Below are 25,894 nucleotides of genomic sequence, written 5' to 3' on the forward strand. Positions count from 1 at the left end.
GATCGGATCCGGCCCCGAACGGACCGGATCGACCAAGGGTGTTCACAGATCCAGCACGAGACGCTCACTTCGCGCGCGCGAGACGCAGATCAGCATCGAGTCGGCACGCTCGGCGTCCGTCAGCAACTCGTCCCGATGCTCCACTTCGCCTTCCAGGACCCGCTGTTGGCAGGTTCCGCAGAAGCCCTGCTCGCAGGAGTAGGCGGTGTCCGGCAACTCGGCGCGCACGGCGGCCAGCACGGTCGAGTCGGCCGGCACCGTCAACGTCCGCCCGCTGCGCCGGAGTTCGACCTCGAAGGCGCCGTTGCCGGCGGCGGACGTACGGGGTGCGAAGCGTTCGAGGCGGACCTGCGGGCAGCGCTCCTCCACCGTGGCCATGAGCCCCTCCGGTCCGCAGCAGTACACGGCCTCGTCCCCGGACGTGTCCGCCAACAGGCCGTCGAGATCGGGCAGTCCGGCCTCGTCCTCGGCGACGACGGTCACCCGGTCGCCGCCCAGCTTCTCGATCTCCTCGAGGAACGGCATCGAGGCCCGCGTCCGCCCGCCGTACAGCAGCCGCCACGGCGTGCCGTCCGCAAGCGCCCGCAGCATCGGCAGTACGGGAGTGATCCCGATGCCGCCGACGACGAAGACGTACGAGGGAGCCTCGACGAGCGGGAAGCGGTTCCGGGGCCCGCGCACCTCCAGCTCCATCCCCTCCCGCACCTGCTCGTGCACCTCGCGCGAGCCGCCCCGCCCGTCCTCGACCAGCCGGGCCGCGACGGTGTACGACGAGGTGTCCTCCGGGGCGCCGCACAGCGAGTACTGCCGCACCAGTCCGGACGGCAGCACGAGGTCGAGATGCGCGCCGGGCTCCCAGCGCGGCAAGTCCCTTCCCTCCAGGCGCAGTTGTACGACGCCGTCGGCGACCGTCTCGCGCGAGGCGACCAGCAGCCTGAGCGCCCGCGACCGGGGCCGCCCGGAGGTCGGGTTCTCCAGCGCGGGCATCGGCCACAGCGGCGAGGCCTGGACGCGGCGCCGCAGCGCCCGCCTGACGAGCACCGCGGCACCCGCGACGACCACGACCGTGCGCAGCTTCGGCATCACGCGGCTCCCTTCTCCGCCGCGAGAGCCGCGAGAGCCGCGGGGGAGGAGGCGAGGTAGGCGACGGCCTGCTCGGTGGAACCCTCCTGGGAGGGGTGGTAGGCGTGGCTCAGGTACCGCGGGATGGACCTGACCATGTCGCCGGTGGTCGGCAGGGTGCCCCGCCGGCCGCGGACGTAGAAGTCCTTGAAGCTCGCCTTTCCGTCGGCCAGTGTCGGGTCGTTCGCCATGAAGAAGCGCGCCCCGCGCTGCCACAGGAACACCAGCGCCGTGAACGCGGTCGCCCAGGTGCGCACGCGCCGCCGGTAGCTGCCGTCGACGTGCATGAACAGGTCGAAGGCGACGGACCGGTGCTCGACCTCCTCGGCGCCGTGCCAGCGCAGCAGGTCCAGCATGGTCGGGTCGGCGCCGCGGCGGTCCAACTCCTCTGCGTTCAGTACCCAGTTGCCGAGGAACGCGGTGTAGTGCTCGATGGCCGCGATGATCGCGACCCGTTCCAGCAGCCACCACCTGCGCGCCCTGCCGGGCGATGGGGGTACCACCCACGCGTTCAGCAGTGGGGGAGTCCGGTCGCCGAGCAGCTTCTCGAAGAACCAGTCGACCTGCGCGGTGTACGGCGTCGGGTCGAGCCCGAGCTCCTTCAGGTGCGGCAGGACCTCGTCGTGGGCCTGCGAGTGCATCGCCTCCTGCCCGATGAACCCGATGACGTCCTCGCGCAGCCGGTCGTCCCGGATCAGCGGCAGCACCTGTTTGTAGACGTGCACGAACCACCGCTCACCGGCGGGCAGCAGCAGATGCAGCACATTGATGGTGTGCGTGGTGAAGGGATCTCCCGGCACCCAGTGCAGCGGTGTCTCCTCCCAGGAGAAGGACACCTTCCGGGCCTTGAGGGCGACCCGCTCAGAGGCCTGCGTGTTAGACATGGCGTCAATGTACTGACGGGTAGGGCCGAGGTGAACCCCTGTGCCCCGTCTTATTTACGCCACTGTCAGCAAGTCGCCGGTAAACCGCTCCACAGGCCCCCGCAAGCCGCTTCTAGCGGAGTCCGCTGATCACTCGCCCGTCCTCCAAGGTGCCCTTCAGCTCGGCCTGGGCACCCTGCTCGGCCCGTACGGCCAGCAGGCCGCCCCGCGCACTCGCCCGCACCCCGCCCGTCGTGCTGATCGACGAGGTGTCCCGGCTCCCGGCCGCGAGCAGGTACCAGCTGCCCGTCTCCGACTTCCACAGCACACCGGCGAGCACGTGCGGGTCCTTCGCCCCGCACGACGGTCCGTTCTCCGCCTTCGCGGCGACCGCCCCGTACGTCCCGCCCGGCGTGTGGAACTGCGCCAGAACGCGCGTCCCGCCGCCCCGCCAGGTCTCGGCCCGCGTGCACACCCAGTCCGCCGAACTGCTCGCGTCCGGCAGCGGCTGCCGGGCGTACGCCCAGGCGTTGACGCTGCGCACACCCGCCGAGCGCAGCGAGGCCAGCGAGCAGGCGTACGGCGCCCAGGTGCGCAGCGCCTGGGCACCGGACACCTCGTGGGTGGAGCCGGGCCGTCCGGTGGTGAGGTGGGCGGGGACGAGTTCGCCGAGGTCGGTCGTCAGGCGCGTACCGGTGGAGTCCGTCAGCTGCATGACGTTCCACGAGGTGCAGTTCGTCTGCGCCGCGGCACTGGCCAGCGGCGCCGTCACGCCGCCGGTCAGGGGGAGGTCCCTCGCGCCGGTGCCCGGCTTGAGCAGGTCCCGCTCGGCGGCCTTCTTGATCCAGGGTGCCGTCAGATACCGGACGTTGCCGTCGGCCCGGTCCAGGACCAGTGCGTTCGCCTCGGCCCGGCCGGCGCCGTCGACCCGCGCGAAGTCGAGTGCGGCGCCCTTCGTGCTGTTCTTCGGCTCGGCGTAGCGGGCGATGCGCAGACCGTCGTAGAGGATCACCACGCGCGCGCTGTCGACGGTTCCGGCGTACAGGAGCTGGGCCGGGCCGGAGGGGCCGCCGGACGGGGTGCCCGGGGTCGCGGAGACCTGGACGCTCTCGCCGGGGCGGGCCCAGACGGCGAGGGCGCGGCGCAGCAGGGCCTTGTCGCCGGTGAGGTCGCCGCGGGCCGGCCAGACGGAGAAGTCGGTGCGCGCCGAGGACTCCCAGGCGGTGGGCGCGACCCTGGTCAGCTTCGCCGGGTCGAGGGCGGCTTCGGCGGCCGGGTTCTGCGCGTACACGGGGGCGGCGGCGCCGTCGGGGGCCCACCCGTCGCCGGGCAGTGCGATCAGCGCCCCGCACACGGCGACGGCCGCGGCGGCGGCGAGCGCGGCCTTGGTGTGCTGCCTGCGCCGCATCAGGTCGGTGGGCCGGGCGTGCAGCGAGCAGGGGTCGAACTCGGGGGAGTCGAGCAGCGCGTACTGCTCGGGGGTGTCGTCGGCCTCCTGGAGGGCGAGGTCCGGGTCCTCGCAGCCGGCCGCGGTCAGTGCTTCGCGTACATCGCCGTCGGGGAGTTTCTCCAGGCCGCGCAGGACGTAGGCGGCGCGGGCCGGCCCGGACAGGGCGGACAGACGCTGGTCCAGGGCGAGTTCGTCGGCGCCGCCCGAGCGCGGGAAGAGGCGCAGCCCCCACACCTGGGGGAGCAGCGGCGGCAGTTGGGACCGCTTGGGCCACGCCGTGCGCTTCAGCGGCAGGCCCGCCTCCAGCGCCGTACGCAGCACCTGCAGGCGGACGAAGGCGTACCCGGGGTCGCTGCCCGGGCCGGTCGACTGGGCCGGGATCGCAGGTGCGCACGCCCGGCCCCTGGGCAGGGCGCGCTGGGTGAGGGCGTGTGCGGTCACCACGCGCCGGTTGCGGCCGAGGCTCGGCGGCAGCACCAGGTAGGCGAGCCGGACCAGCCGCGGGTAGTGCTCGACGAGCGCGGCCTCGGCCTGCTCGACGTCCACGACCGCGTCGGCGGAGGAAGGTGCGGGGGGCGGGGCGACATCCTGTGACTGCACGTTCAGCAGAACGAGCGAATCGTCGGATGGTCACCGCCACCCGGGTGGACTAGTGCCGGTCCGGCTCGACGAGCGCCCGTGCGTAGTTCGCCATCGAGCGCTGGTAGCGGGGGAGATGGGGGGCCAAGGCGCCCAGGACGAGGGAGAGTCCCTCGCGGTCCCGGCCGAGGCTGGACAGGCACAGCGCCAGACATCCCCGTACCGCGTCGTCCAACTCGTCCGACGGGCCGTCCAGTTCGGGTGTCAGCAGCTTGACGCCCTCCTCGGCCTGGCCGATGTTCCGCAGCGAACTGGACAGTTGGATCTTGGCGCGTCGCCCCTTGTAGCCGCTGACGTCGCTCAGTCCGCGCGCCAGCGCCTCCCGGTACAGCGGCGCGGCCTTGTCCGAGTGACCCGTCGAGTCCCAGGCGCAGGCCTGCTCGAAGGGGCCGAGCGGGCTGCCGTCCGGCAGCTCGGCGACGAGGGCGTCGATCACGGCCCGGAAGTCGGCCGCGCCCGCATCGAAGCTGCTGTCGGACGCGGTTTCGGCGAAGTCGTCGAAGGTGGCCCAGGCGGCGGTCACGCGATCTTCCCAGTCTTGGTTCACGGGCCACACCCTCGCACACGCGTGCCCGTGGGGACACCGGATTTCGGCTGCCCGATTTGAGTGCCCCGCGCTTCACAGCCGTATCGAAGGGGACGGGCCCCTCACCGGGGTTCGCTGCGGCATGCTTTGTGTGCACCAGGACCGGAGGAACAGATGAGGTTGACCCGACCGATGCTCGCGGTGGCCGGCGCCGCGGCCGTGCTGGCGCTGGCGGGCTGCGGAGGCGACGGCGACGCGGCCGCGAAGATACCGGCCACCGCCACCGGCAGCCTGGAGAGCCTGGCCGCCAAGGTGAAGTGCAAGCCGGACATGCAGATCGACTCCGACGAGGTCCGCCAGGCCATCTGCAAGACCTCCGCCGGCAAGTTCGTCTTCGCCACCTTCGCCACCGACCGCGGCCAGCGCGAGTGGATCAACGACGCGAAGGACTACGGCGGTTTCTACCTCGTCGGCCGCAAGTGGGTCGCCGTCGGCGAGGACGGCCTGGTCAAGAAGCTGCAGACCACGCTGGGCGGCAACGAGGAGATCGGGACCAACCACAGCGCGCACACCGGCCACAGCGGCTGAGCGCCTCGTACACGGCGCTTCGTGCACAGCACGTCGTACCCGCCTCGTACACACACAGAAGGCCGGTGGCGGGAGATCCCGCCACCGGCCTTCTTCAGTGGTTCACCGATTCACTGTGTCACTGGCACCGCTGCCCGTTGTTGATGCAGGTGGCGATCTTGTTCGCCAGGTTGTTCTTGAAGACCGCGATGAAGTCGTCGTGGTCGGTGGAGGGCTTGTGGAGCTGTTCCGGGAAGCCGTCCACCGCGTAGGCGTTCTTCACCTGACCGTTGGCGAGGGTCGGCGGGGTGATCTTGTACACCAGGCGCATCGTCAGCTGCGGGATGGCCTTGAAGCCGTTGGCGCAGTTGCCGGCGGCGTCCGCGAACGCGACGTGCGTACGGTGGTTGGCGCTGTCGATGTTCGTTCCGTCCCAGCAGGACTGGAAGGCGAACGTACGGACCACGTTGCTGCCCTGCGGGCAGATCGGGTACTGCTCCGTCAGCTGCACCTTGTTCTCGAAGCCGGTGCAGCTCCAGTGCGCGTTGGCGTTCGCCAGACCGTTGGTCGTGGTCTTGGCGTCACCGGTGATGATGCGCAGGAACTGCGGCATCGCCGTGACCTTGCTGGTCGGGCTGCCGACGTACTTGATCTGCGCCTGGACCGGCGTCAGGATCTTGCCGACGTTGCCCTCGGTGCCACCGCCGGCCGCGTTCTGGTCGAAGTCCTGCGTGCCGTCCTGGACTCGGACGACCGGCCAGTAGTACGCCGACAGGTCACCCTGGTTCTGGCAGCTGGTCTGGTCCGCGATCAACGAGTCGTTGGTGGCGAACGCGTCGACCTTCTGGTTGCCGACGTAGTCGTGCAGGTGGTGCGCGCCGTTGGTCACGCCGGGCGCCACGATCACGTTGTCGGTGTTGTGGTTCTTGTTCGCGTTCACACCGCACTTGGTGGTGAACGTGCCCTTCGAACCGTTGCCGTTGGCCTGCGGCTTCGCGGCGACGTTCGCCTGGACCTTCGTGATGTCCACGAAGTCGCCGGCCACCGGACCGTTGCCGGCCTGTCCACCGATGTTCCCGCCGGCCCCGGCACTGGCGCTGGCGCTCGGGTCGGCCGAGGCCTGCCCGTCGCCCGCCTGACCGCCTTGGTCCTGACCGCCCTGGTCCTGGCCGCCCTGGTCCTGGCCGCCCTGGTTCTGGCCGCCGGCAGTCGTCTCGTTCGCGGTCTGCGTCGTGCAGGCGGCGAAGGAACTCAGAGTGGCGGCGTTGGCCTGGCCACCGACCCGCTGGATGTCGATCCGGATCCGGTCGAGGGTCGCGGCCCGCTTCTCCTTGAGGGGACCGACGATCGCGTTCTGCACGAAGCTGGCGTCCTGCGTCTGCGCCTGCCGGGTGGAGGCGAGACGGGCGTAGGCCTCGGTGATCTGCTTGTCGAGGTTCGCAAGCTCGGTCGCCACACCCTGACGGGCCTTCTGCGGCACGTTCGTCAGCTTCTGACCGACGTCCGGGCAGGAGATCGTGGCCACCTGAGCGGCGGCGGCCTTGGTCTGGTTCTGCCCCGAGTTGTTCGACTCGTGCGCCGAGGCGTAGAAGTTCGCCCAGATCAGCCCGCCCCCACCGAGCGCTAGGGCCGCCGATGCGGCTATGGCCTTGGTGGCCAGCGGCGTACGGCGTTTTCGATTGTTGCGTCCCATGGAACTCCTCTGACTTCCTTGCGGGCTTGGCGGGGCATCAAGGCGCCCGACAGGAGTGAAGCGGCTCCCATTCATACGGACGTGGTCCCAGGGGTGTTCAGCAGCCCCACAAACAAATCAGAGGATTAATCGGCTGCTCGGCCTCAACGGCCGCCTGAGCAGCGGAGGTTACGGAAAATCAGCAAGCGTTTACCGGCCCTGGTCCAGATACGCCAGGACTGCCAGAACGCGGCGATTGTCGTCGTCCGACACCTCCAGGTCCAGTTTGGCGAAGATGTTGGAGGTGTGCTTGGCGATGGCCCGTTCTGTCACCACCAACTGCCCCGCGATGGCGGCATTCGACCGGCCCTGCGCCATAAGCTCCAGAACCTCCCGCTCACGGGGCGTCAGCCGCCCGAGCGGCCGGTCGTCGGCGGCCCGCCGCGACAGCAGCTGCTGGATCACCTGCGGATCCATCGCCGTACCCCCTCCCGCGACCCTTCGTACGGCGTCCACGAACTGCTCCGCGTCGAACACCCGGTCCTTCAGCAGGTATCCCACCCCGCCGGTGCCGTCGGCGAGCAACTCGCGCGCGTACAGCTGCTCCACGTGCTGGGACAGGACCAGCACCGGCAGCCCGGGTCTGTTCCGGCGGGCCGTGAGCGCGCACTGGAGCCCCTCGTCGGTGTGCGTCGGCGGCAGGCGTACGTCGACCACGGCGACGTCCGGCTCCAGCTCGGCCAGCGCCCGGGTGAGCTCGGGGCCGGACTCGACGGCCGCGGCGATCTCGAAGTCATGGGCCTCGAGCAGCCGGACCAGTCCGTCGCGCAGCAGGAAGAGGTCTTCGGCTAGGACAACACGCAAGGGATCTCCATGGTCACCATGGTGGGACCGCCCGCGGGGCTGCTGACGGCCAGGACGCCGTCGAATGTACCCAGTCGCCGTTCGACTCCGGCGAGGCCCGAACCGGCCCCGATCGCCGCACCGCCCTTGCCGTTGTCGGTGACGGTGATGTGCAGCAGCTCCTCGCCGTGATGCAGGTCGATCCAGATCCGGTCGGCACCGGAGTGCTTGACCGCGTTGGTGAGCACCTCGCTGACCGCGAAGTAGGCGGCGGACTCGACCGGCGCGTCCGCGCGTCCGCTCAACTCGACGTTCACCTCGGTGGCGAGGGGCAGCCGGAGCGCCAACGCCCTTACCGCGTCACCGAGTCCGCGTTCGGCCAGCACCGGCGGATGAATGCCGCGGACCAGGTCGCGCAGTTCGCCGAGGGCGTCCACGGAGGACTGCCGGGCCTGGCCGAGGAGCTGCTTGGCCTTCGCCGGGTCCTTGTCGAGGAGCATCTCGATGGTGCTCAGGTCCATGCCCATGGCGACCAGCCGGGCCTGCGCCCCGTCGTGCAGGTCCCGCTCGATACGGCGCAGTTCGGCGGCGGAGGTGTCCACGGCGTCGCGGCGGGTCTCGGTCAGGACCCGGACCCGCTCGGCCAACTCGCCCTGGTTCGCGCCGAGAACGGTCCCGGTGAGCCGGAAGTGGGCGTTCAGCAGGGACGGGGTGTAGCGGTAGGCAAGGACCAGGAGCGCGGCGCCCAGACCAGCCGCGGCGAACGCGGTCCCCTGTCCACTGACCGGCACGAAGCCGTACCAGTACGGACCGTACTTCCCGTACGGACCGCCCGTCATGGTCCGCCACAGGCCGGCGGCCAGCGCGAACCCTTCGAAGGGGTAGATGACCAGCACGGCGGGCAGCAGCGCGGTCACGTACCCCGCCGTCATGTCGACCGGCAGCCACCGCAGATCCCGCCAGGTCGCCGGGTCCCGCAGCATCGCGTACGTCCGCGTCCAGGGGTTGGCGGTCTCGGGGACCGGCCGGTACGCCGACGGGATCCGCACCCCGCCCCACTCCGCCGCGAGCACCCGCCGCCAGTCGGCGAAGGCCCGCACCCCCGTCAGTACCCACGGCGTCGTGACGATCCCGACGCCGATCGGGATGAGCGCGAGGGACACGAGGGAGAGCGTGAAGCACAGGATCGCTCCGGGAAGTGTCACCAGGGCCAGCACGAACCCCCGCCCCGCCGCCAGGGCGACGGCCCGCGCCCTCGTGGAAAGAGAGCCGCTTTTCGTGTTGGTGTTCATGGCCTCAGTCTGGTCGCGCGGACGGCGGGGGTCACGGGGCCGAGGGCCCCGGTCAGGAGGTGGTGCCAGGTACACCCTCGGGAGCAACGCGCCCCGGAAGGAGCGCGGGGCCGTATCGATTGGCGGCTCCGTCGCGAGGGCGCGATCAACTCCCACCGGCCCGCGGGTTCGTCACACCCCTTCCGGCGAAGCGCCGAGCACCTTTGCCTCCACCGCCGGATCCAGCCCCACCGGCGGCCGGTCGGGCCGCTGCGGCGCACTGCCACCGATGTTCCGCAGCCACCTCCACGTGTCGGCCACGGTCTCCTCGACGGGCCGGCAGACCAGGCCCGTCGCCACCGCCCGCGAGACGTCCCCGGAGTGCAGGGAGTCGTGCATGTCGGTGCCGGGCGGCACCCACACGGGCAGCTGCGTCCACGGCTCGATGCCCGCGGCGAGGATCAACTCCGGGTCCGTCCACCGCAGTTCGGCCGTCGCACCCGTCGCCCGTAGGCACGCGTCGAGCAGTTCGCCCATCGTCGCGATCCCCTGCGGGCCGACCAGGTTGTACGGCCCGCTCAGCTCCCGCTCCGCCGCCCCGAGGATCCATTCGGCCATGTCCCGTACGTCCACGTACTGGAGCGGGAGGTCCCGCGGCCCCGGTGCCAGCACGGGCCCGCCGCGCGCGATCCGTCCGAGCCACCACGGCAGCCGCCCGATGTTCTCGTACGGGCCGAGGATCAGCCCGGCCCGTACGAGCACGGAGCGGTCCGCGCCGAAGGCCTCGATGGCGGCGATCTCGGCGCCCCGCTTGTCGCGCGCGTAGTCGGTCTGGCCCGCCTCGGGTTCGGCGCCCTCGACCAGCGGCGCGTCCTCGGTGTACCCGGCGGGCGAGGGCCACGCGTACACCGAGCAGCTCGACACGTACACGTACCGCCCGGCGCGGCCCCGCAGCAGCCGCGCCGACTCGTGTACGGCCCGGGGCGCGGCCGACCAGGTGTCGACGACGACGTCCCACTCGCCGTCGGCGAGGGCGGCGAGCCCGTCGGGCGCGAGGCGGTCGCCGTGCAACGCCCGTACTCCTGGCGGCTGTTGATGCCGTCCCCGGTTGAGGACGGTCACGTCCCAGCCGCGCCCCAGCGCCGCCTCCACGACGGCCCGTCCCGCGAACTCCGTACCACCCAGCACCAGAAGTCTCATGATGGTGAGCTTGCCCGGTCCGGTCGCGGGACGGAACGCCGATCTGCCGTCAGCAGAGGATCAGCGGCCGGTCGGCGGGGTGTACTTGTAGCCGACCCGCCGCACCGTCTGGATCGCCCCGCGGTGCTCGACGCCCAGCTTGCGGCGCAGCCGGGCGATGTGGACGTCGACGGTGCGGCCGTCGCCCACATGGCCGTACCCCCACACCGTGGTGACCAGCTGGTCGCGGGTGTGCACCCGGTGCGGGTTGGTCACGAGGTGCGCGAGCAGCTCGAACTCCAGGTAGGTGAGGTCGAGTTCGCGCCCGTCCACCTCGGCGGTGCGCTGTACGGAGTCGATGCGCACGAGCGCGTCGTCGCCCTGAGCGGCGTGGCTCCCGGTGTCCGGGCGGTCCGGGACCGCCACCGGCAGGAACGGAGGCTGCTGGTCGGCCGGGACGAGCACCAGGTAGCCGATCATCGGCGGCTGGCCCGGCAGGGTGGGCAGGGTGTGCTGCGGTGCGGGCAGCCAGGTGGCGCCGGGCGGCAGGAAGTCGGTGACGTCCACCACCTCGTCCCGGTCGACGGCCCGCAGTCGGTGCCGTGCGCCGTTCGCCGGGGACACGGCCGGGGAGGCGAGGGTGGCGGTGGAGAAAGAACGAGTGGTCGCCATGAGAGGTCAGCTCTTTCGCGCGAGGAGTTCGTCTGGGAGGACGACGGCCGCGATTCGTGGTCGGGCTCGTCGAGGGACGTACGTCGTGTCGCGCTGGCCGAAGGCCGGGGTGTACGGCTTTAGAGGGCCGGCGCGTTCATCGCGCGGCAACACACCCGGTCGAAGTCGTGGTGCTGACGGGAAGGCCAGAACGGCTCGAGGTCATGGCGACCCGTCGCGGTGTGGTTCTGGAAGCTGGCCATGGCCCCATTGAAGCAGACACCGGCTCCGACGAGGACCCTCCTCTCACTGCTTGGACGCTTCCTTGGCATGAAATTGGCGTGGCACACCTCACCCCAACAGGCGTTTGTGCCAGGTCAGGGGTGTGACCTCGATGGCCTTGTCCGGATTGCCGTCCCACTGGGTGGACAGCCCGGCCGCGGTGAGCGCGGCGACGGCCTCCTGCCCGACGGCGGTCGTGGTCCGCGCCGATCCGTCGAAGCCGCCGTAGTGGAGCGCGAGTCCGTGGCCCTCCGCCGCCTGTTCGGTGACCTGCTGGTGGAAGAAGACGAAGCCCCGCGCGCCTTCTCGTTCGGCGCCTATCTCCGTCAGGCCGCAGCCGCGGCAGCACGTGAAGTTCTCCCGGGCCGTGATGCCGGTCTCCTCCAGGGCCCCGAAGGCGAGCGCCAGCCGCTCCGGATCGGTGACGCCCTCCCACGCCCCCTGCTGGGTCAACCTCCCCCACTCTCGACTTCGCTCGAGCGGGGGGACCCCCATCAGCCACAGCCGGTCCACGAGCTGCCTCGACTGAGCCCCGGACACCGGCCGCTCGTCCCCGTCGACCAGGTAGTCCTCGGCGATCTCCGCCAGCACCTTGCGGTCGTCGTAGCCGCAGCGCAGCCGCAGTCGCACGCGCTCCTCGACCTGCTCGCGCACCTCGTCCGGCAGCTCGGGCACCTCTTCGCGCGGCCCGAGGTCGACCGGCTCCCAGTCCACGCCCGTGTCCCAGCCGGCCTCCTGCCGTGCCCAGCCCGTCAGCAGGTCCGCCACCCGCCCCGGGTCGGTGAGGTCCGTACCGAAGAACTCGTCCTTGCCGCGCCGGTGTTCCAGCCGGAAGTCGCCGCCCCGCTCGTGCCACACCTGCGCGAACACGTCCGGCAGGTCCGGTATCCGCTGCGCCACCAGGAAGCGGTTGCCCGTGCTCCCGAGGCCGCTTACGGCCTCTCGCAGCTCCGCGGCCGAAATCCGCGGTACGTCCGGCCGTTCTCCGTCCAGGCCTTCACAGCCAGGCCCTCGTTGCTGTCCATGGCCCCACCCTGGCAGGTGCCACTGACAACGCGAGGGGCGCCCACCGTCACGGTGGGCGCCCCTCGGTGAAGCGAGACGGGATCAGACCTGGCCGGCCTTCTCCAGCGCGGAGCAGCAGGTGTCCACGATCAGGCGGGTCACCAGGTACGGGTCGACGTTGGCGTTCGGACGGCGGTCCTCGATGTAGCCCTTGCCGTCCTTCTCCACCTGCCACGGGATACGGACCGAGGCGCCACGGTTGGAGACGCCGTAGGAGTACTCGTTCCACGGGGCGGTCTCGTGCAGACCGGTGAGGCGGTCGTCGATGCCGGCGCCGTAGTGCTTGACGTGGTCGAGCGGCTTGGAGCCCTCACCGAGCGACTCGGCCGCGGTGATGATCGCGTCGTAGCCCTCGCGCATCGCCTTGGTGGAGAAGTTGGTGTGCGCACCGGCGCCGTTCCAGTCGCCCTTCACCGGCTTCGGGTCCAGCGTCGCGGCGACGCCGAAGTCCTCGGCGGTGCGGTAGAGCAGCCAACGGGCCACCCACAGGTGGTCGGAGACGTCCAGCGGGGAGACCGGACCGACCTGGAACTCCCACTGGCCGGGCATGACCTCGGCGTTGATGCCGGAGATGGCGAGACCGGCCTTGAGGCAGTTCTCCAGGTGGGCCTCGACGATGTCGCGGCCGAAGATCTCGTCCGCGCCGACACCGCAGTAGTAGCCGCCCTGCGGGGCCGGGTAGCCGCCCTTGGGGAAGCCGAGCGGGTAGCCGTCCTTGAAGAACGTGTACTCCTGCTCGATGCCGAAGATCGGCTCCTGCGCGGCGAACTTCTCGGCGACCTCGGTCAGCGCGGCACGGGTGTTGGACTCGTGCGGCGTCATGTCGATGTTGAGGACCTCGCACAGGACGAGGATGTCGTCGCCGCCGCGGATCGGGTCGGGGCAGGAGAAGACCGGCTTGAGGACACGGTCCGAGGAGTGGCCCTCGGCCTGGTTCGTGGAGGACCCGTCGAAGCCCCAGATCCCGAGCTCGGCACCCTTGGCGTCATCCGCCAGGATCTTCGTCTTGGAACGGAGCTTCGCCGTCGGCTGGGTGCCGTCGATCCAGATGTACTCAGCCTTGAAGGTCACGGGCCACTTCCTTCGGGGGTGTGTCTACACACTTGCGGGTGCTTGCGGCGCTGCGGCACTGGGGCGCCGCCGGTAACGCCCGGCAGCCTGTCAACAGGCGATTTCCCGATCATTGCTCGAATGTGAACCCCGTGTTACCTGGTGGTGTTGTGTCGCGATTCACGGTGTGAGCGGGTGTAGCGCACGGCAGGCAGGGCCCTTCGACGGCTCGTGCGCGAGGGGAACGAGTGGCCCGCGGGGGGTGCGGGCCGATCAGCCGGCCTCGGCCGCCGCCTCCCGCACCGCCTCCAGGAACCCCCGGATCGCGGCCTGCTCCCGCTCGTCGTAGCCCCCCAGCAGTTCCACGGCCTGCCCGATGAGCGGTCCGAAGAAGGACCACCCGAGCTCGACCGCCTTCGCCTCCACCTCGATCACGACCCTGCGCCGGTCCTCCGCCCCGCGCACCCGCCGCACATGCCCGGCCCGCTCCATCCGGTCCACCAGTGCGGTGGTCCCCGCCGAGTTGAGCCCCAGGGCCGTCCCGAGCCGCCCGGCCGTCATCTCCTCGCCCGCGCGCGAGGCGTCCATCAGGGCGATCAGGGCGCGTACGTCCGTCGGGTGCATGTCGTTGCGGTTCGCGAACCGGGCGCTGTGCAGGCCGAGTTCGACGGTCACGGCGCGCAGCAGATGGACGATCTCCATTTCCGGGCCCTGGGGCTTCATGTGGCGTCTCCAGTATCATCTCGTTCATCGAGTATCTCGCTCAGCGAGATAATAGAGGAGGGCGGGCCGATGAGTACCGGGTACGACATGGAAGGCTTTCTGGCCGCGTACGACAAGGTGATGGCCAAGTGGCCCGCCGAGCGGGAGGCGGTGACCGTCCCCACGCCCTACGGCACGACGTACGTCAACGTGTGCGGCCCGCGCCACGGACCCCCGGTCGTCCTCCTGCCAGGAGGCGGGGGCGCGACCTCCGCCTCCTGGTACGCCCAGGCCGCGGACCTCGCCCGCACCCACCGCGTCTTCGCCGTCGACCTCGTCGGCGCCCCGGGCCGCACCGACCAGGCCGGCGACCGTCACCCCCGTACGGTCGCCGACCTGATGGCCTGGCTGGACGCGATCCTCGACGACCTCGGCCTCGAGGAGACGGACCTGGGCGGGCACTCGTACGGTGCCTGGATCGCCCTGCACTACGCGCTGCACGCACGCGCACGCGTGCAGCGCCTTTTCCTCCTGGACCCCACCCAGTGCTTCGCCGGCTACCGGCCGGCATACCTCCTGCACGCCCTGCCGATGCTGCTGCGGCCGGCGCCCCGTCGCGTCCGTGCCTTCCTGGAGTGGGAGACCGGGGGAGCACCCCTCGACCTCGACTGGCTCCGCCTGCAGGAGGCGGCCGCCGGCTTCCCCTCCGTGTCGAAGCCGGTGACCGGCCCGCGCCCGGCGCCGGAAGCGCTGCGTGGGCTCGACATGCCGGTCCTGCTGCTCCTGGCCGGGAACAGCAGGACCCTCCCCCGCTCTCGGCTTCGCTCGAGCGGGGGGACCCCCATCACGTACGAGGTGGCGCGGAGGGCGGATGCGCTGCTGCCGCAAGTCGAGACGGCCGTACTGCCGGACGTCTCCCATCACGGACTGCCGCAGGACGCACCGGCCGAACTCGGCCGCCGCCTCACGGAGTTCCTACGTCGTTGAGCCTCACCCCACCTTCTCGATCAGTGCACGGCGGATCAGGAACTTGCCGGGCTCCCGGACCTGTTCGAAGGCCGCGTTGTTGAGCAGGGCGCAACTGCCGGACACCGAAGTGACCTTCACCGTCGTGGACTTGTTGTTGTCCAGGTTGGTGACCTTCAGCGTCGTCCCCGCCGGGAACTGGTTGCTGGACGCGGCAGGCGCGCCGCCCTCGCCGGAGAGGGTGACGGTGGAGCCGTTGCACACCTGCTGGCCGGAGGCGGCAGCGCCGCCCGCGTTTCCCGCAGGTGCGGAGGCGGTCTGAGAGGGCTGCGCGGTCTGCGCGCCCCCGGCCTGCTGTCCCGCGCCGTTGTCCGCCGGCTGCGTCGCCTGGGAGTCCTGAGCCGACTCCCCAACGGCGCAACCCGACGCCTGCTGCTGGACCTTGATCTGCGCGATGACCGCCTCGCGGTTGGCGATCCGGGCCGCCGACTGGGCGTCGGGACTGGCCTTCTGCCCGTCGATGAACTTCTGGTTGTTGCCGAGGGCGGTGGCGAGCCCCTGGCACACGTTCGAGTCCGCTGCGGACAGGGTCCTGGGCGCCGGACTCTGCGCGGCGTTCGACGTGCTCGCCATGACGAAGGCCCCGCCTCCCGCCACCGCCGCCGCGCTCACCAGCAGCGCGACCTTCTTCTTCGTACCGAGACTTCTCCTACGCGACATGCGCGCCTCCTGAGAGGTGGGGGAGCGTACGCCGCTATGTACGAGATACCGAACGAAGTTACTCAGTGGTTACAGGAGTCACCGAAGTAACGTACGTCACAAGGGAGTCAGCGCGAGAGGGCGTCCCGTACGGCCTCCTCCGTGCGCCCGACCACGGCCGTGCCGTCCTCCGCCGTGATGATCGGGCGCTGGATCAACCTGGGGTGTTCGCAGAGCGCCTTGATCCAGTGGTCGCGCGAAGTCTCGTCCCGCGCCCACTCCTTGAGGCCCAGCTCCTTGGCCGCGTCCTCCTGGGTGCGGGTGATGTCCCACGGTTCGAGGCCGAGACGGTCGAGTACGTCCCTGATCTCGTCCTCGCTCGGCACGTCCTCCAGGTAGCGGCGGACGGTGTAGTCGGCACCTTCGGCGTCGAGCAGGCTGATCGCGCTGCGGCACTTCGAACAGGCCGGGTTGATCCAGATCTCCATGCCCTCACGGTACGTGAAAACCCGTCCTCCACCTGTGCCACAGCGACCCCGAAAGCCCTTGTGGCCAGGGCCTATTGTCAGTGGCGGGCGCTAGAATAGAAGCAGTGTTCGAGGGTGTCGCCGGGGTCGCCGTAGTCCCCGGTGAGGCGCCCTGACCGCGACAGGAGGATGCCTGTGCCCGCTGCCGCACTGAAGCCGATGCCGATGCAGTCCACCGCAAAGCGCCCCGTTCTGCTCGACCTGCCGTACGACCCCGTGGAGAAGCGTCCGCTGCCGCCGGGCCGTCCGCGCGAGTGGTACGTCACGCACAACCGTCGCCTCAAGGCGATGCGGCTCGCGATCGCCCTGCTCGATTCGGGCATCTACGTGCCGAACCAGGCCCGCAACGAGACGATACGGAACACCGCCGAGCTGATCGGCGTCCATCCGCCGTCGGACACGACGTGCCACATGGTGCGGGCGTTCATGCGGTACTCGCGGTGAGTCCTGGTGCCGGGTGCCCTCCTGTTCGTGGGGCGCCCGGCACCAAGGTTGCCGTCACCAGGTTGCCGCCTCCGAGGGCTGGCGCCCCCAACCCACCGCTTCGGCCTGAACGGCCTCGTCCTCAAACTCCCCCAGAGGGGGTGCCCCCAGACGGGCCGGAAGTGGCCGCCAACTCCTTCTCCACCGGCGTCCGGAACCGCGGCGTCACCTTCGTCGTGCCCACCCATTCCTGCAACCGCTCCACCTCGGCGGCAATCGCCGTCTCCGCCTCACGCCCCACCCCGCCGGGAACCAGCACCCGCCAGGCGATCTCGCCGTCCTTGCGCTGGGCCCAAGCCCCCACCACCCGTCCGTTCCACCACACCGTCGGTCCCACGTTCCCGCTGCCGTCGAAGAGCAACGGCCGCAACTCCGGCGCCAGATACCAGTCCCGCTCCCGCCACCCCATCGCCGTCGGATCAAGGGCGGGCAGCAACGCGGCCCACGGCCGAGCGGGCCCGGCCACCGGCCCGACGTCGCCGTCGACGACGTACCCCGTGCCCTCGTCCAGCGCCACCGCCTGCGCGCCGATCGCTGCCAGCGCCCGCCGAACGTCGGTCACCTTCCAGCCCGTCCACCACTTCAGGTCCTCCTCGGTGGCCGGCCCGCACACCGCGAGCCAACGACCGAGCAGCGCCGCCTGCGCCTCGGCCACGTCGAGTTCGGGATGCGGGGGTGCCACGGCCCAGCGGAACTGGCTGGACGTCCACGACCCGAGCGGCCGCCCCCGTACGACCTTCCCCTCCACGCCCAGCACCCTCAGCAGCCGGGTCGAGACGGTGTGCACGCCCTCGTAGTTCTTCCCGGCCGCGTACACGAACTGTTCGCGCAACCGGGGCTCGTCCACGGCGAGTTCGGTCGCCGTCGCCTGCCCGCGCCGCACCAGTGCCGCCAGCGCCGACTCCTCGACGTCCTTCAGCCAGGCCGCGTCCGGCGCCCCGGCCTTCGCCATGTGCTTGAGCAGCGCGGCCCGCTCCCGGGCCGCGACCGTGAGGCCGGTCGAGGCGTGCACGACGGCGGTGAGGTCCGTCGGGAACACGAACACGGTGTGCCGCATGCCGTGCATCCGGAGCAGGGAACGGTCCCGGTACAGCGCCCGCTCGGTCTCCGGCACGGTCGACGCCGCGTCCGCGAGGCGGGCGCCCACGGCCAGATACACCGTCGCCGGATCCGTGCCGTGCAGCGCGACCAGCGAGTCGGCGACCTCCTCGGGGCTCCCCGCCCGCGCCTCCCCGGCCAGCCGCTGCCGCAGCGCGAGCCGAGCCCGCCGCTCCGCCGCCCCGATGTACCGCACTCCGTCGCCCATACCGGTCTCCCCGTCGCCTCATCCGTGACTTCATCTTGCAGGAGGGCACTGACAACGGGCCGCCCTCACGGGAAGCCCCTGTCACAGGGCCCGGTCACCCGATCGCCGTGCCCGGCATGCGCACACCCGTTCACCCGCATTCACTGCGATCAAGAGGCGGCGGAACCGGACCGTCCTGTGCGGACACGGTCGGCAGCGGGAGGCGTGATGGGCAGGCGCGGTACACGGCGTTGGACGCGATGAGCACGCCCGCCGGACACGCCGACCGCGGCAGGGCCGCCCGCAAGCGCGTCCCCCGTTCCGCGCACGCCGCGTGGATCCCGCCCGTCGACCGCCCCGACCCCGTCGCCGTACTGGAGCGGCAGGGCCGCGACCGGCTGCCGGAGCTGCTGCCGATCCGGTACGGGCGGATGGCCGCGTCGCCGTTCGCCTTCCTGCGCGGCTCGGCCGCCGTGATGGCCGCCGACCTCGCCTCCCGGCCGCACACCGGGCTGACCGTGCAACTGTGCGGCGACGCCCACCTGTTGAACTTCGGCCTGTACGCCTCACCGGAACGCGCCCTGCTCTTCGACCTGAACGACTTCGACGAGACGTTCCCCGGTCCCTTCGAGTGGGACGTCGAACGGCTCGCGGCCTCCGTCGCCGTGGCCGGCCGGGCGAACGGGCACGCCGACGCCAAGGTCCGCCGCGCGACGGTGGAGGCGGTGGCCGCGTATCGGACCACCATGCGGCGGCTGGCCCGGCACGGCGAACTCGCCGTCTGGTACGAGCGCATCGACGCCGACAGCCTGCTGCCGCTCGCCCGCTCCGCCGCCCGCCGCCGGCGCGCCGAGTCCAGCCTCACCCGGGCCCGCCGCCGCACCAGCCTGCATGCCCTCGGCAAGCTCACCGAGACCGTCGACGGGCGTCGCCGCATCATTCACGACCCGCCGCTCCTGGAACCCGCCGGTGTGCCGGACATGGCCTCCCTTCGCAAGATCTTCAGCGACTACCGCTCCACCCTCTCCGAGGAGCGCCGCCTGCTCCTGGACCGCTACCGCTTCGTGGACGCCGCCCGCAAGGTGGTCGGCGTCGGCAGCGTCGGCACCCGCTGCTTCATCGTGCTGCTCACCGGGCGGGACGCCGACGACCCACTGTTCCTGCAGATCAAGGAGGCGCGGAAGTCCGTACTGGAGGAGCATCTGCCCAGTGGGCCGTACGTCCATCCCGGGCATCGCGTCGTCGCAGGTCAGCGGCTGTTGCAGGCCGCCAGTGACATCTTCCTGGGGTGGATGTCCGGGCCGCAGGGGCGGGCCTTCTACTGGCGGCAGCTGCGCGACATGAAGGCCTCGGCGGACATCGCCGGCATGAGCCCGGCCGACCTCCTCCTGTACGCCCGGCTGTGCGGCACCGCCCTGGCCCGCGCCCACGCCCGCTCCGGCGACCGCATCGCGATCGCCGCGTATCTGGGCGGCGCCGACACCTTCGATCAGGCCGTCGCCGACTTCGCCCTCGGCTACGCCGACCAGACCACCGCGGACCACGCGGCCCTGGGCGCGGCCGTCGCCGCCGGCGTGGTCGCTTCGGCACCGGAAGTCTGACCGCTTCCACCGCTCCCGCCGTCCCGACCGTTCCGCAGGACAGGCTCCGCGGGCCTACTGTGGCCGTGTGGAACCCTCCGCGCACTCGCCCGACGACTTCGAGGTCGTCGCCGTAGCCTCTTCGGCCGGCGGTATCAACGGTCTGATCACCCTGCTCGGCGCCCTGGACGCCGACCTGCCGGTGCCGGTCCTGGTGGTGCAGCACCTGGACCCCCGCCACCGCACCGTCATCGCGGAGGTCCTCGGCCGCCGTACCCCACTGACCGTGAAGCTCGCCGAGGACCACGAGCGGACCCGGCCCGGCTGCGTCTACATCGCGCCGCCCGACCGGCACCTGCTCGTCCGCCCCGGCGGCCTGCTCGCCCTCACCGACAGCGAGCTCGTGCACTTCGTCCGGCCCTCCGCCGACCTGCTGTTCGAGTCCGTCGCGGGGGCGTACGGGCAAAAGGCCATCGCCTGCGTGCTCACCGGGACCGGGCGGGACGGCGCCATGGGCGTGGACGCGGTCAAGTCGCGCGGCGGCACCGTCATCGCCCAGGATCCGGCGACGGCGGAATTCAAGGGCATGCCGGGGGCGGCGGTGGGTACGGGCACAGTGGACTTCGTGCTACCTCTGGAGGAGATCGCCGCGGTGATCCGCGGGTTGGTCGAGGCCAAGAGGCAGTAACAGAAGAAGTGGCGGCAGTGATGGGTGACGGAAAGCCGGACCTGGATACCGACGAGGAACTGGAGGCACTCCTCGGTTTCCTCCGGGACGCCCGCGGCTTCGACTTCACCGGCTACAAGCGCTCCTCGCTGGGCCGCCGCATCCGCAAGCGGATGGCGGACGTGAGCGTGACGTCGTACGCCGACTACCGCGACCGCCTGGAGACCAACGCGGACGAGTTCAACGCACTGTTCAACACCATCCTGATCAACGTCACCTCCTACTTCCGCGACCCCGAGGCCTGGACCCTGCTGCAGCGCGAGGTGATGCCCGAGCTGCTCGCGCAGGGCAGGCCCGACGACGAGATCCGGATCTGGAGCGCGGGCTGCTCCAGCGGTGAGGAGGCCTACTCGCTGGCGATCATGTTCACCGAGGCACTGGGCCTGGACGAGACCCTGGAGCGGGTCAAGATCTACGGCACGGACGTCGACGACGAGGCGCTGCGGGAAGCCCGCTCCGGGCTGTACCCCGGCAAGTCCCTCGCCCCGCTCGCGCCCGAGCTGCGCGAGAAGTACTTCGAGCAGAACGGCTCCCGCTTCGGCTTCCGCTCCGACCTGCGCCGCCGGGTCATCTTCGGCCGGCACGACATCACCCGCGACGCCCCGATCTCCCGCCTCGACCTGCTGGTGTGCCGCAACACGCTGATGTACTTCAACGTCGAGGCACAGACGCAGATCGTCGACCGCTTCCACTTCGCGCTGCGCGAGGGCGGCTTCCTCTTCCTCGGCAAGGCCGAGATGCTGCTCAACGACGCCGAACGGTTCGAGGTCATGAGCATGCGGCAGCGGGTGTTCCGGCGACGCCCGGGCGAGGCGGCGCCGCCGTACCAGCCGGCCCCGGTGAAGATCAGGACCGGCATGAGCGGCGAACTGCACAGTGTGGCCCGCCACCGGCAGCTGCGCGACCTCATCCTCGACGCGACCCCGAGCCCCGCCGTGGCCGTCGACTGCGACGGCACCGTCCTGCTGATCAACAGCCACGCGCGCGTGCAGTTCGCCCTCACCCCGAACGACATCGGGCGCCCCTTCCAGGACCTGGAGATCTCCTACCGCCCCGTCGAACTGCGCTCCCTGATCGAACAGGCCGCACACGAGCGCCGCACCCTGCGCGTCAACGGCGTCGAGCGCCGGACCGGCGAGGACGTCCAGTACTTCGACATCCTCGTCCAGCCGCTGAACGGTCCGGACGGACTGACCGCCGCCACCAACATCATCTTCACCGACGTCACGGTCACCACCCAGCTCAAGGCGGAGATCAAGCGCGTACGTGAGGACCTCGAGACGGCGTACGAGGAACTCCAGTCAACGAACGAGGAGTTGGAGACCACGAACGAGGAACTCCAGTCGAGCATCGAGGAGCTGGAGACCACGAATGAGGAACTCCAGTCCACGAACGAGGAGTTGGAGACGACCAACGAGGAACTCCAGTCCGGCAACGAGGAACTGGAGACCATGAACGAGGAGATGCGGGTCCGCACCGACGAGCTGGACGAGACCCGGACCTTCCTGGAGGCCGTACTGACCTCCATCGCCGCCGGAGTCGTCGTCCTCGACCAGGGCATGAGGGTCAAGAGCTGGAACCGCGGCGCCGTCGACCTGTGGGGCCTACGCCCCGACGAGGTCCTCGACCAGCCCTTCTACGGCCTCGACTTCGGGCTGCCCACCGAGAAGCTGCGCGAGACCGTCCAGCGCTGCGTCGAAACCGGCAAGCGGGAGGCCTCGCTGCCCGTGCCGGCCGTAAACCGCCTGGGCCGTTCCATCACGTGCCTGGTGCAGTGCAGCCCCTTCGACGCCCACAACGGCGGGGTCGTCCTGCTCATGGAAGAAAGCCGGGCGAATGGCTCCGTGTGAGAAGCCGGGGCGTACGCTTCCGGTATGGCCAGTGGCGGCGGGTCGCCGGAGCCCATGGCTTCGGCGGAGCGGAAAGCCGCTGTGGCGCGCGCCCGTTCGGCGAACGAGTCCCGCTGTGCCGAGCGACACGAGGACCTCGCCGACAAGGCCTCCACCGACGGGGTCAGGGACATGCATCTGCGGATCGCCGCCATCCACCGGTCGACGGCCGCCTGCCACCTCACCGCGGCCCGGCTCCAGGACGACTACGCGGTCCGGCTGGCGACCTGGGCGGGTCGGCCCGGTACCCCGAAGCCCCTGTTCATGACCGGAGTCGCGGCGGCCTGCGGCACCAGCAGCGCCGCCCTCACACTGGTCGGAGCAACCCTCGACCAACTCGCCCTGGCCGCCTCGGACGAGCCGGCTCGCGCCGCACAGGAGCTGGAGTTCCTGCTCGGCGAAGGGCCCGCCCGGGACGCGACCCGCGAGATCCGCCCGGTGGCGGCCGCCGGCGCGGCACTGACCGACCGCTGGCCCGGCTACGGCCCCGCGGTCACGGAGCTCGGCATCGACGAGGTCGCCGCCCTGCCGCTCAGCCTGTCCGGCACCTGCGTCGGGGCCCTCGCGGTCTTCGACCCCGCGCCGGGCCTCGCCGGCTCGGACACCTTCACCGAGATCGCCGAAGCCCTGACCCGCTCGATGATCCTCAGCCCGAACGGCGACACCGTGCTGTACGGCGGCGCCGACCTGCGGCCCCTGGTGCACCAGGCCGCGGGCATGGTCTCCGTACAGATCGACTGTCCGGTGGCCGACGCACTGGAACTGATCAAGGCCCATGCCTTCGCGGAGGGCGTCTCCGCACACTCCGTGGCGGAGCGCGTCGTGGCGGGCCTGCTGCGCCTCGGCTGAGGCGGCGCAGACGCCGGGGCAAGGAGACGGAAGACTGCGGACGGAGACGGAAGACTGCGGACGGAGACCGGCCCGTGCTGTGGTCCGAGAGGCGGAGTCCGAAGCGCAGTCCGAAAGCGCAGTCCGAGAGCAGAGCCCGAGAGCAGAGTCCGAACGCGCAGTCCGAGAACGAAGTCCGAGAGGCGATGGGAAGCTCATGACCAGGCCCATGTCACAGCAGCGGCTGGCGAGGGCGTTCGTCGACCTCGCCGCCAGCCCCGTCACCGAACCCTCCGACACGACCGGACTCCTCGCGGCTCTCGCGGCCCACGGCACCGAGCTGCTGGGCGACTGCACCGCGATCGTGCTGTACGTGCCCGACGAGCACGCCCCGGCCGAGGTGGCCGGCATCGGCGCCGAGCTGATGCGCCTGGCCCACGACTCCGTCGGCTGGGACGAGGGGCCTGGACCGGAGGCCCGGAACACCGGCCGCCCGGTTCCGGACACCGCCCTCGACGGCGACCGGGCCCGCCGCGACTGGCCGCGCTACACGCCCCGGGCCCGGCAGCTGGGCTACGGCCGGGCCGCCGCCCTGCCCCTGCACGTGGGCGACGACACCCTGGGCGCCCTGATCCTGCTGGGCCCGGGCACCACACCGCTGCCCTCCGAACTCTTCGAGCTGGCCCAGTCACTCACCGACGCCGCCGGCTGGACCCTGGAACGGGACCGCCGCCTGCGCGAGACCCGGGCCCTGGCCGACCAGCTCGGCCAGGCCCTGACCAGCCGTATCGTCATCGAACAGGCCAAGGGCACGCTCGCGGCACGGCTCTCCATCTCGGTCGACGAGGCCTTCCACCTCCTCCGCTCCCACGCCCGCTCCCACCGCCGCCGCCTCACGGACGTGGCACGCGAGGTGGTGGAACACCGGCTGGAGCTGCACGCCGACTAGGAGCGGGCAAAAAGGAGATGCACTCTGAGTGATCGCGTCCGTACTCTGGACACACGTTGCGGAGCTGCCCGCCACCTCTTGCCGCAGGACAGGCATCACCCTGTGGACTCGGGGCTACTCTCTACGCACCGACGGACGGACGCCCTCCCCCAGCGCCCCGTCGGGACAACAGACCGTCACCGCTCGCACACCCACGCCCAACGGAGGCCCGTCATGGGCACCATCGTCATATCCGGGACCGTCGTCCTGGTCGTCTTAGGATTCGGAAACCACGTCTGGTGGCTGGCCGCGGTCGCCGTGCTCTTCCTGTACCTGCAGTACGGGCGTAGCTCGTCGTCGGCGTCCTCCTCGGGCGGCGCCGCGTCGTCCGGAGGCGGCGGCTCCTCCTCCTCCTCCTCCTCGGGAGCCGTGCCGTCGAGCTACCGCGCGTACCGCGACCGCCGTGACAAACAGGCCAAGTGGGAGCGCCGCTACCGCCGCGAGCGCCCCCTGGAGTCACGCCGCCAGGAGCGCGAGAAGAGCAAGTGAGATGACGTGAACCGCTGGTAGCCGCCGGTCACAGTCCCGGCGCGCCCCACACCGGGAACCAGCGACTCAGGTCCTGCTCCATCCGCAGGTCGTCGGCGAGTGCCGCCTTCACCTGCAGTTCCAGCGCGTTGTCGCGCCGCTGCCCCTCACCGGGCAGCGGCGCGAACGGGTAGAACGTCCCGCGTTTGTAGAGATAGACCAGCGCGAGCCGCCGGCCCCCCTCGTCCTGGAAACCGGCCAGGGAACACAGCAGCTGTGGCCCGAAGCCGTTCACCTCCATCGAGCTGTTCACCGCGTGCAGGTCGTTGACCAGCTCGGACAGCTGGTCGGGGGAGCGGTTCGAGAGCAGCCAGGAGTAGCCGTACTCGTCCTGGCGCAGCTCCACCGGAGGACCGTCCCGGTCCGCGTCCGCATCCAGCAGGGCCTGGACTTCGCGGTGCGTCTGCTCGAAGGCCGAGCCCTCGACCGTTGCGAAGCACACCGCGCCGGTGCCCGTCGGCGTGAAACCGGCCGCGGCCTCGAGGGTCACGGCCGCCGACGGCAGCGCGAAGAGCCGGTCGAGATCGGGCAGGGCCGGTTTGGTACGGCCGAGCAGAATGTCCAGAAGCCCCATGCTCACCCCTTCCCGGGGGTCGCCGCCTCGCCCAACTCGGCGGAGATCCGCCCCAGTTGGTCGAGCCGCTGCTCCAGGCTCGGGTGGGTGGAGAAGAACCGCTCGATGCCGGGCTCCTTGCCGGTCGCCGGGGTGAAGTAGAAGGCGTTGAAGGCTTGCGCGGTCCGCAGGTCCTTGGTCGGGATCCGGGCGATGTCGCCGGAGACCTTGGTCAGCGCGGAGGCCAGCGCCGAGGGCCGTCCCGTGAGCAGCGCGGCCGCCCGGTCCGCCGCCAGCTCCCGGTACCGCGACAGGGCCCTGATCAGCAGGAAGCTGATCGCGTACACGGCCGCCGACACACCCATGATGGCGGCGAAGACGGCAGCGGTGTTCTGATCCCTGCGCCCTCCGCCGAACAGCTGAGAGTAGAAGGCGAACCGCACGATCAGTCCCGCGATCACGCCCAGGAAGGACGCGATCGTGATCACGGCGACGTCCTTGTGCGCCACGTGCGACAGCTCGTGCGCGAGCACGCCCTCCAGCTCGGCGGGCTCCAGCCGGCGCAGCAGCCCCGTGGTCACACAGACCACGGCATGATCGGCGTTGCGCCCGGTCGCGAACGCGTTGGGCATGTCCATCTCGGACACGGCGACCACCGGCTTCGGCATGTCGGCGATCGCGCACAAGCGGTCGATCACCGCGTGCAGCTCGGGATACTCCTCGCGCTCCACGACCCGCCCGCGCATGGCGAACATCGCGATCCGGTCGGAGAACCAGAACTGCGCGACGAACATCGCCGCCATCAGTACGACGACCAGCAGCCACGACTTCAACAACACGATCAACGCGACGACGAACGCCACGTACAGCAACCCGAGCAGGAACATCGTGACCGTCATCCGCACGGTCAGCCGCCGGTCGCTCCGGAAGCGACTCTGCATCTGCATCACCCCGCAGTC

At 70.9% G+C, this 25,894-nt stretch carries 25 protein-coding genes and 1 pseudogene; 9 read left to right on the forward strand and 17 right to left on the reverse strand.

Annotated elements, in window-relative coordinates; genetic code table 11:
* Window positions 1-42 precede the first annotated feature (42 nt).
* The 4 genes from OG303_RS35075 to OG303_RS35090 form a co-directional block, all read right to left on the reverse strand.
* On the reverse strand, window positions 43-1,083 hold the full coding sequence (locus OG303_RS35075; protein ID WP_405873510.1) for a PDR/VanB family oxidoreductase: 1,041 nt from the start codon (window positions 1,081-1,083) through the stop codon (window positions 43-45).
* Window positions 1,083-2,006: a metal-dependent hydrolase gene (locus OG303_RS35080; protein ID WP_405873512.1), complete on the reverse strand. Its 924-nt coding sequence runs from the start codon at window positions 2,004-2,006 to the stop codon at window positions 1,083-1,085. Before OG303_RS35080 ends, OG303_RS35075 begins: the two co-directional genes overlap by 1 nt.
* Before the next feature lie 112 nt (window positions 2,007-2,118).
* A complete protein-coding gene (locus OG303_RS35085; protein ID WP_405873514.1) occupies window positions 2,119-4,035 on the reverse strand; it encodes a hypothetical protein in 1,917 nt (638 codons plus the stop codon).
* Between the two features lie 49 nt (window positions 4,036-4,084).
* The gene (locus tag OG303_RS35090; RefSeq protein WP_405873515.1) at window positions 4,085-4,621 is read right to left on the reverse strand and encodes a tetratricopeptide repeat protein; all 537 of its coding nucleotides are present in this window, start codon (window positions 4,619-4,621) and stop codon (window positions 4,085-4,087) included.
* Window positions 4,622-4,774: 153 nt separating this feature from the next.
* Here OG303_RS35090 and OG303_RS35095 point away from each other — a divergent pair, with 153 nt between their 5' ends.
* A complete protein-coding gene (locus tag OG303_RS35095; protein WP_405873516.1) occupies window positions 4,775-5,188 on the forward strand; it encodes a hypothetical protein in 414 nt (137 codons plus the stop codon).
* 118 nt (window positions 5,189-5,306) lie between these two features.
* Here OG303_RS35095 and OG303_RS35100 read toward each other — a convergent pair whose 3' ends face one another.
* The 8 genes and pseudogenes from OG303_RS35100 to OG303_RS35135 all read right to left on the reverse strand — a co-directional run bounded on the left by OG303_RS35100 (window position 5,307) and on the right by OG303_RS35135 (window position 13,903).
* A complete protein-coding gene (locus OG303_RS35100) occupies window positions 5,307-6,860 on the reverse strand; it encodes a DUF1996 domain-containing protein (RefSeq protein ID WP_405873517.1) in 1,554 nt (517 codons plus the stop codon).
* A gap of 189 nt (window positions 6,861-7,049) precedes the next feature.
* A complete protein-coding gene (locus OG303_RS35105; protein ID WP_405873518.1) occupies window positions 7,050-7,703 on the reverse strand; it encodes a LuxR C-terminal-related transcriptional regulator in 654 nt (217 codons plus the stop codon).
* Window positions 7,688-8,974 (reverse strand): sensor histidine kinase, encoded by a 1,287-nt coding sequence (locus tag OG303_RS35110; RefSeq protein WP_405873519.1) that lies wholly within the window; start codon window positions 8,972-8,974, stop codon window positions 7,688-7,690. Before OG303_RS35110 ends, OG303_RS35105 begins: the two co-directional genes overlap by 16 nt.
* A gap of 171 nt (window positions 8,975-9,145) precedes the next feature.
* Entirely contained in the window at window positions 9,146-10,153 is a 1,008-nt protein-coding gene (locus tag OG303_RS35115) for an SDR family oxidoreductase (RefSeq protein ID WP_405873521.1), read from the reverse strand.
* A 60-nt stretch (window positions 10,154-10,213) separates the two neighbouring features.
* Complete coding sequence (locus OG303_RS35120; protein WP_405873522.1) at window positions 10,214-10,804, reverse strand: winged helix-turn-helix domain-containing protein; 591 nt, start codon at window positions 10,802-10,804, stop codon at window positions 10,214-10,216.
* Between the two features lie 330 nt (window positions 10,805-11,134).
* A pseudogene (locus OG303_RS35125) lies at window positions 11,135-12,090 on the reverse strand (DUF6891 domain-containing protein).
* An 82-nt stretch (window positions 12,091-12,172) separates the two neighbouring features.
* A complete protein-coding gene (glnII, locus tag OG303_RS35130; RefSeq protein WP_405873523.1) occupies window positions 12,173-13,201 on the reverse strand; it encodes a glutamine synthetase in 1,029 nt (342 codons plus the stop codon).
* Window positions 13,202-13,453: 252 nt separating this feature from the next.
* Complete coding sequence (locus OG303_RS35135) at window positions 13,454-13,903, reverse strand: MarR family winged helix-turn-helix transcriptional regulator (protein ID WP_405873524.1); 450 nt, start codon at window positions 13,901-13,903, stop codon at window positions 13,454-13,456.
* 69 nt (window positions 13,904-13,972) lie between these two features.
* Between OG303_RS35135 and OG303_RS35140 the strand changes: the two genes are divergently transcribed.
* Window positions 13,973-14,869, forward strand: a complete 897-nt coding sequence (locus tag OG303_RS35140) for an alpha/beta fold hydrolase (protein WP_405873526.1) — start codon at window positions 13,973-13,975, stop codon at window positions 14,867-14,869.
* A 3-nt stretch (window positions 14,870-14,872) separates the two neighbouring features.
* On the opposite strand, the gene OG303_RS35145 is transcribed toward OG303_RS35140, so the two are convergent.
* Both OG303_RS35145 and OG303_RS35150 read right to left on the reverse strand, forming a co-directional pair.
* Window positions 14,873-15,568, reverse strand: coding sequence for a hypothetical protein (locus OG303_RS35145; protein WP_405873528.1), 696 nt, complete (start codon window positions 15,566-15,568; stop codon window positions 14,873-14,875).
* Window positions 15,569-15,675: 107 nt separating this feature from the next.
* On the reverse strand, window positions 15,676-16,035 hold the full coding sequence (locus tag OG303_RS35150; RefSeq protein ID WP_405873530.1) for an arsenate reductase family protein: 360 nt from the start codon (window positions 16,033-16,035) through the stop codon (window positions 15,676-15,678).
* Window positions 16,036-16,209: 174 nt separating this feature from the next.
* On the opposite strand from OG303_RS35150, the gene OG303_RS35155 reads away from it, so the two are divergent.
* Complete coding sequence (locus OG303_RS35155) at window positions 16,210-16,518, forward strand: hypothetical protein (protein ID WP_405873532.1); 309 nt, start codon at window positions 16,210-16,212, stop codon at window positions 16,516-16,518.
* A 121-nt stretch (window positions 16,519-16,639) separates the two neighbouring features.
* Here OG303_RS35155 and OG303_RS35160 read toward each other — a convergent pair whose 3' ends face one another.
* Window positions 16,640-17,863, reverse strand: coding sequence for a winged helix DNA-binding domain-containing protein (locus OG303_RS35160; protein ID WP_405873533.1), 1,224 nt, complete (start codon window positions 17,861-17,863; stop codon window positions 16,640-16,642).
* Between the two features lie 239 nt (window positions 17,864-18,102).
* Between OG303_RS35160 and OG303_RS35165 the strand changes: the two genes are divergently transcribed.
* From OG303_RS35165 to OG303_RS35190, 6 genes are all read left to right on the forward strand, one after another.
* On the forward strand, window positions 18,103-19,443 hold the full coding sequence (locus OG303_RS35165) for a DUF2252 domain-containing protein (RefSeq protein WP_405873535.1): 1,341 nt from the start codon (window positions 18,103-18,105) through the stop codon (window positions 19,441-19,443).
* A 67-nt stretch (window positions 19,444-19,510) separates the two neighbouring features.
* A complete protein-coding gene (locus OG303_RS35170) occupies window positions 19,511-20,110 on the forward strand; it encodes a chemotaxis protein CheB (protein WP_405873537.1) in 600 nt (199 codons plus the stop codon).
* A gap of 20 nt (window positions 20,111-20,130) precedes the next feature.
* On the forward strand, window positions 20,131-21,999 hold the full coding sequence (locus tag OG303_RS35175; RefSeq protein ID WP_405873538.1) for a CheR family methyltransferase: 1,869 nt from the start codon (window positions 20,131-20,133) through the stop codon (window positions 21,997-21,999).
* Window positions 22,000-22,023: 24 nt separating this feature from the next.
* A complete protein-coding gene (locus tag OG303_RS35180) occupies window positions 22,024-22,887 on the forward strand; it encodes an ANTAR domain-containing protein (protein ID WP_405873540.1) in 864 nt (287 codons plus the stop codon).
* 196 nt (window positions 22,888-23,083) lie between these two features.
* Complete coding sequence (locus tag OG303_RS35185; RefSeq protein ID WP_405873541.1) at window positions 23,084-23,815, forward strand: ANTAR domain-containing protein; 732 nt, start codon at window positions 23,084-23,086, stop codon at window positions 23,813-23,815.
* A gap of 213 nt (window positions 23,816-24,028) precedes the next feature.
* Window positions 24,029-24,343 carry a hypothetical protein gene (locus OG303_RS35190; protein WP_405873542.1) on the forward strand — a complete coding sequence of 105 codons (315 nt, stop codon included), beginning with the start codon at window positions 24,029-24,031 and terminating at the stop codon, window positions 24,341-24,343.
* 28 nt (window positions 24,344-24,371) lie between these two features.
* Here OG303_RS35190 and OG303_RS35195 read toward each other — a convergent pair whose 3' ends face one another.
* Together OG303_RS35195 and htpX are read right to left on the reverse strand one after the other, a co-directional pair.
* Complete coding sequence (locus OG303_RS35195; RefSeq protein ID WP_405873544.1) at window positions 24,372-24,956, reverse strand: hypothetical protein; 585 nt, start codon at window positions 24,954-24,956, stop codon at window positions 24,372-24,374.
* Window positions 24,957-24,958: 2 nt separating this feature from the next.
* Window positions 24,959-25,876: a zinc metalloprotease HtpX gene (gene htpX / locus OG303_RS35200; protein WP_405873545.1), complete on the reverse strand. Its 918-nt coding sequence runs from the start codon at window positions 25,874-25,876 to the stop codon at window positions 24,959-24,961.
* Between the last annotated feature and the right edge of the window lie 18 nt (window positions 25,877-25,894).

The organism is Streptomyces sp. NBC_00005 (assembly GCF_045160215.1).
Lineage (GTDB): Bacteria > Actinomycetota > Actinomycetes > Streptomycetales > Streptomycetaceae > Streptomyces.

Coding starts and splice junctions, on each gene's coding strand:
- htpX (WP_405873545.1), bottom strand. CDS start 25,876: ATGCAGAGTCGCTTCCGGAGCGACCGGCGGCTGACCGTGCGGATGACG.
- OG303_RS35140 (WP_405873526.1), top strand. CDS start 13,973: ATGAGTACCGGGTACGACATGGAAGGCTTTCTGGCCGCGTACGACAAG.
- OG303_RS35100 (WP_405873517.1), bottom strand. CDS start 6,860: ATGGGACGCAACAATCGAAAACGCCGTACGCCGCTGGCCACCAAGGCC.
- OG303_RS35115 (WP_405873521.1), bottom strand. CDS start 10,153: ATGAGACTTCTGGTGCTGGGTGGTACGGAGTTCGCGGGACGGGCCGTC.
- OG303_RS35190 (WP_405873542.1), top strand. CDS start 24,029: ATGGGCACCATCGTCATATCCGGGACCGTCGTCCTGGTCGTCTTAGGA.
- OG303_RS35175 (WP_405873538.1), top strand. CDS start 20,131: ATGGGTGACGGAAAGCCGGACCTGGATACCGACGAGGAACTGGAGGCA.
- OG303_RS35095 (WP_405873516.1), top strand. CDS start 4,775: ATGAGGTTGACCCGACCGATGCTCGCGGTGGCCGGCGCCGCGGCCGTG.
- OG303_RS35110 (WP_405873519.1), bottom strand. CDS start 8,974: ATGAACACCAACACGAAAAGCGGCTCTCTTTCCACGAGGGCGCGGGCC.
- OG303_RS35145 (WP_405873528.1), bottom strand. CDS start 15,568: ATGTCGCGTAGGAGAAGTCTCGGTACGAAGAAGAAGGTCGCGCTGCTG.
- OG303_RS35160 (WP_405873533.1), bottom strand. CDS start 17,863: ATGGGCGACGGAGTGCGGTACATCGGGGCGGCGGAGCGGCGGGCTCGG.
- OG303_RS35135 (WP_405873524.1), bottom strand. CDS start 13,903: ATGAAGCCCCAGGGCCCGGAAATGGAGATCGTCCATCTGCTGCGCGCC.
- OG303_RS35150 (WP_405873530.1), bottom strand. CDS start 16,035: ATGGAGATCTGGATCAACCCGGCCTGTTCGAAGTGCCGCAGCGCGATC.
- OG303_RS35075 (WP_405873510.1), bottom strand. CDS start 1,083: ATGCCGAAGCTGCGCACGGTCGTGGTCGTCGCGGGTGCCGCGGTGCTC.
- OG303_RS35185 (WP_405873541.1), top strand. CDS start 23,084: ATGACCAGGCCCATGTCACAGCAGCGGCTGGCGAGGGCGTTCGTCGAC.
- OG303_RS35195 (WP_405873544.1), bottom strand. CDS start 24,956: ATGGGGCTTCTGGACATTCTGCTCGGCCGTACCAAACCGGCCCTGCCC.
- OG303_RS35120 (WP_405873522.1), bottom strand. CDS start 10,804: ATGGCGACCACTCGTTCTTTCTCCACCGCCACCCTCGCCTCCCCGGCC.
- OG303_RS35180 (WP_405873540.1), top strand. CDS start 22,024: ATGGCCAGTGGCGGCGGGTCGCCGGAGCCCATGGCTTCGGCGGAGCGG.
- OG303_RS35165 (WP_405873535.1), top strand. CDS start 18,103: ATGAGCACGCCCGCCGGACACGCCGACCGCGGCAGGGCCGCCCGCAAG.
- OG303_RS35080 (WP_405873512.1), bottom strand. CDS start 2,006: ATGTCTAACACGCAGGCCTCTGAGCGGGTCGCCCTCAAGGCCCGGAAG.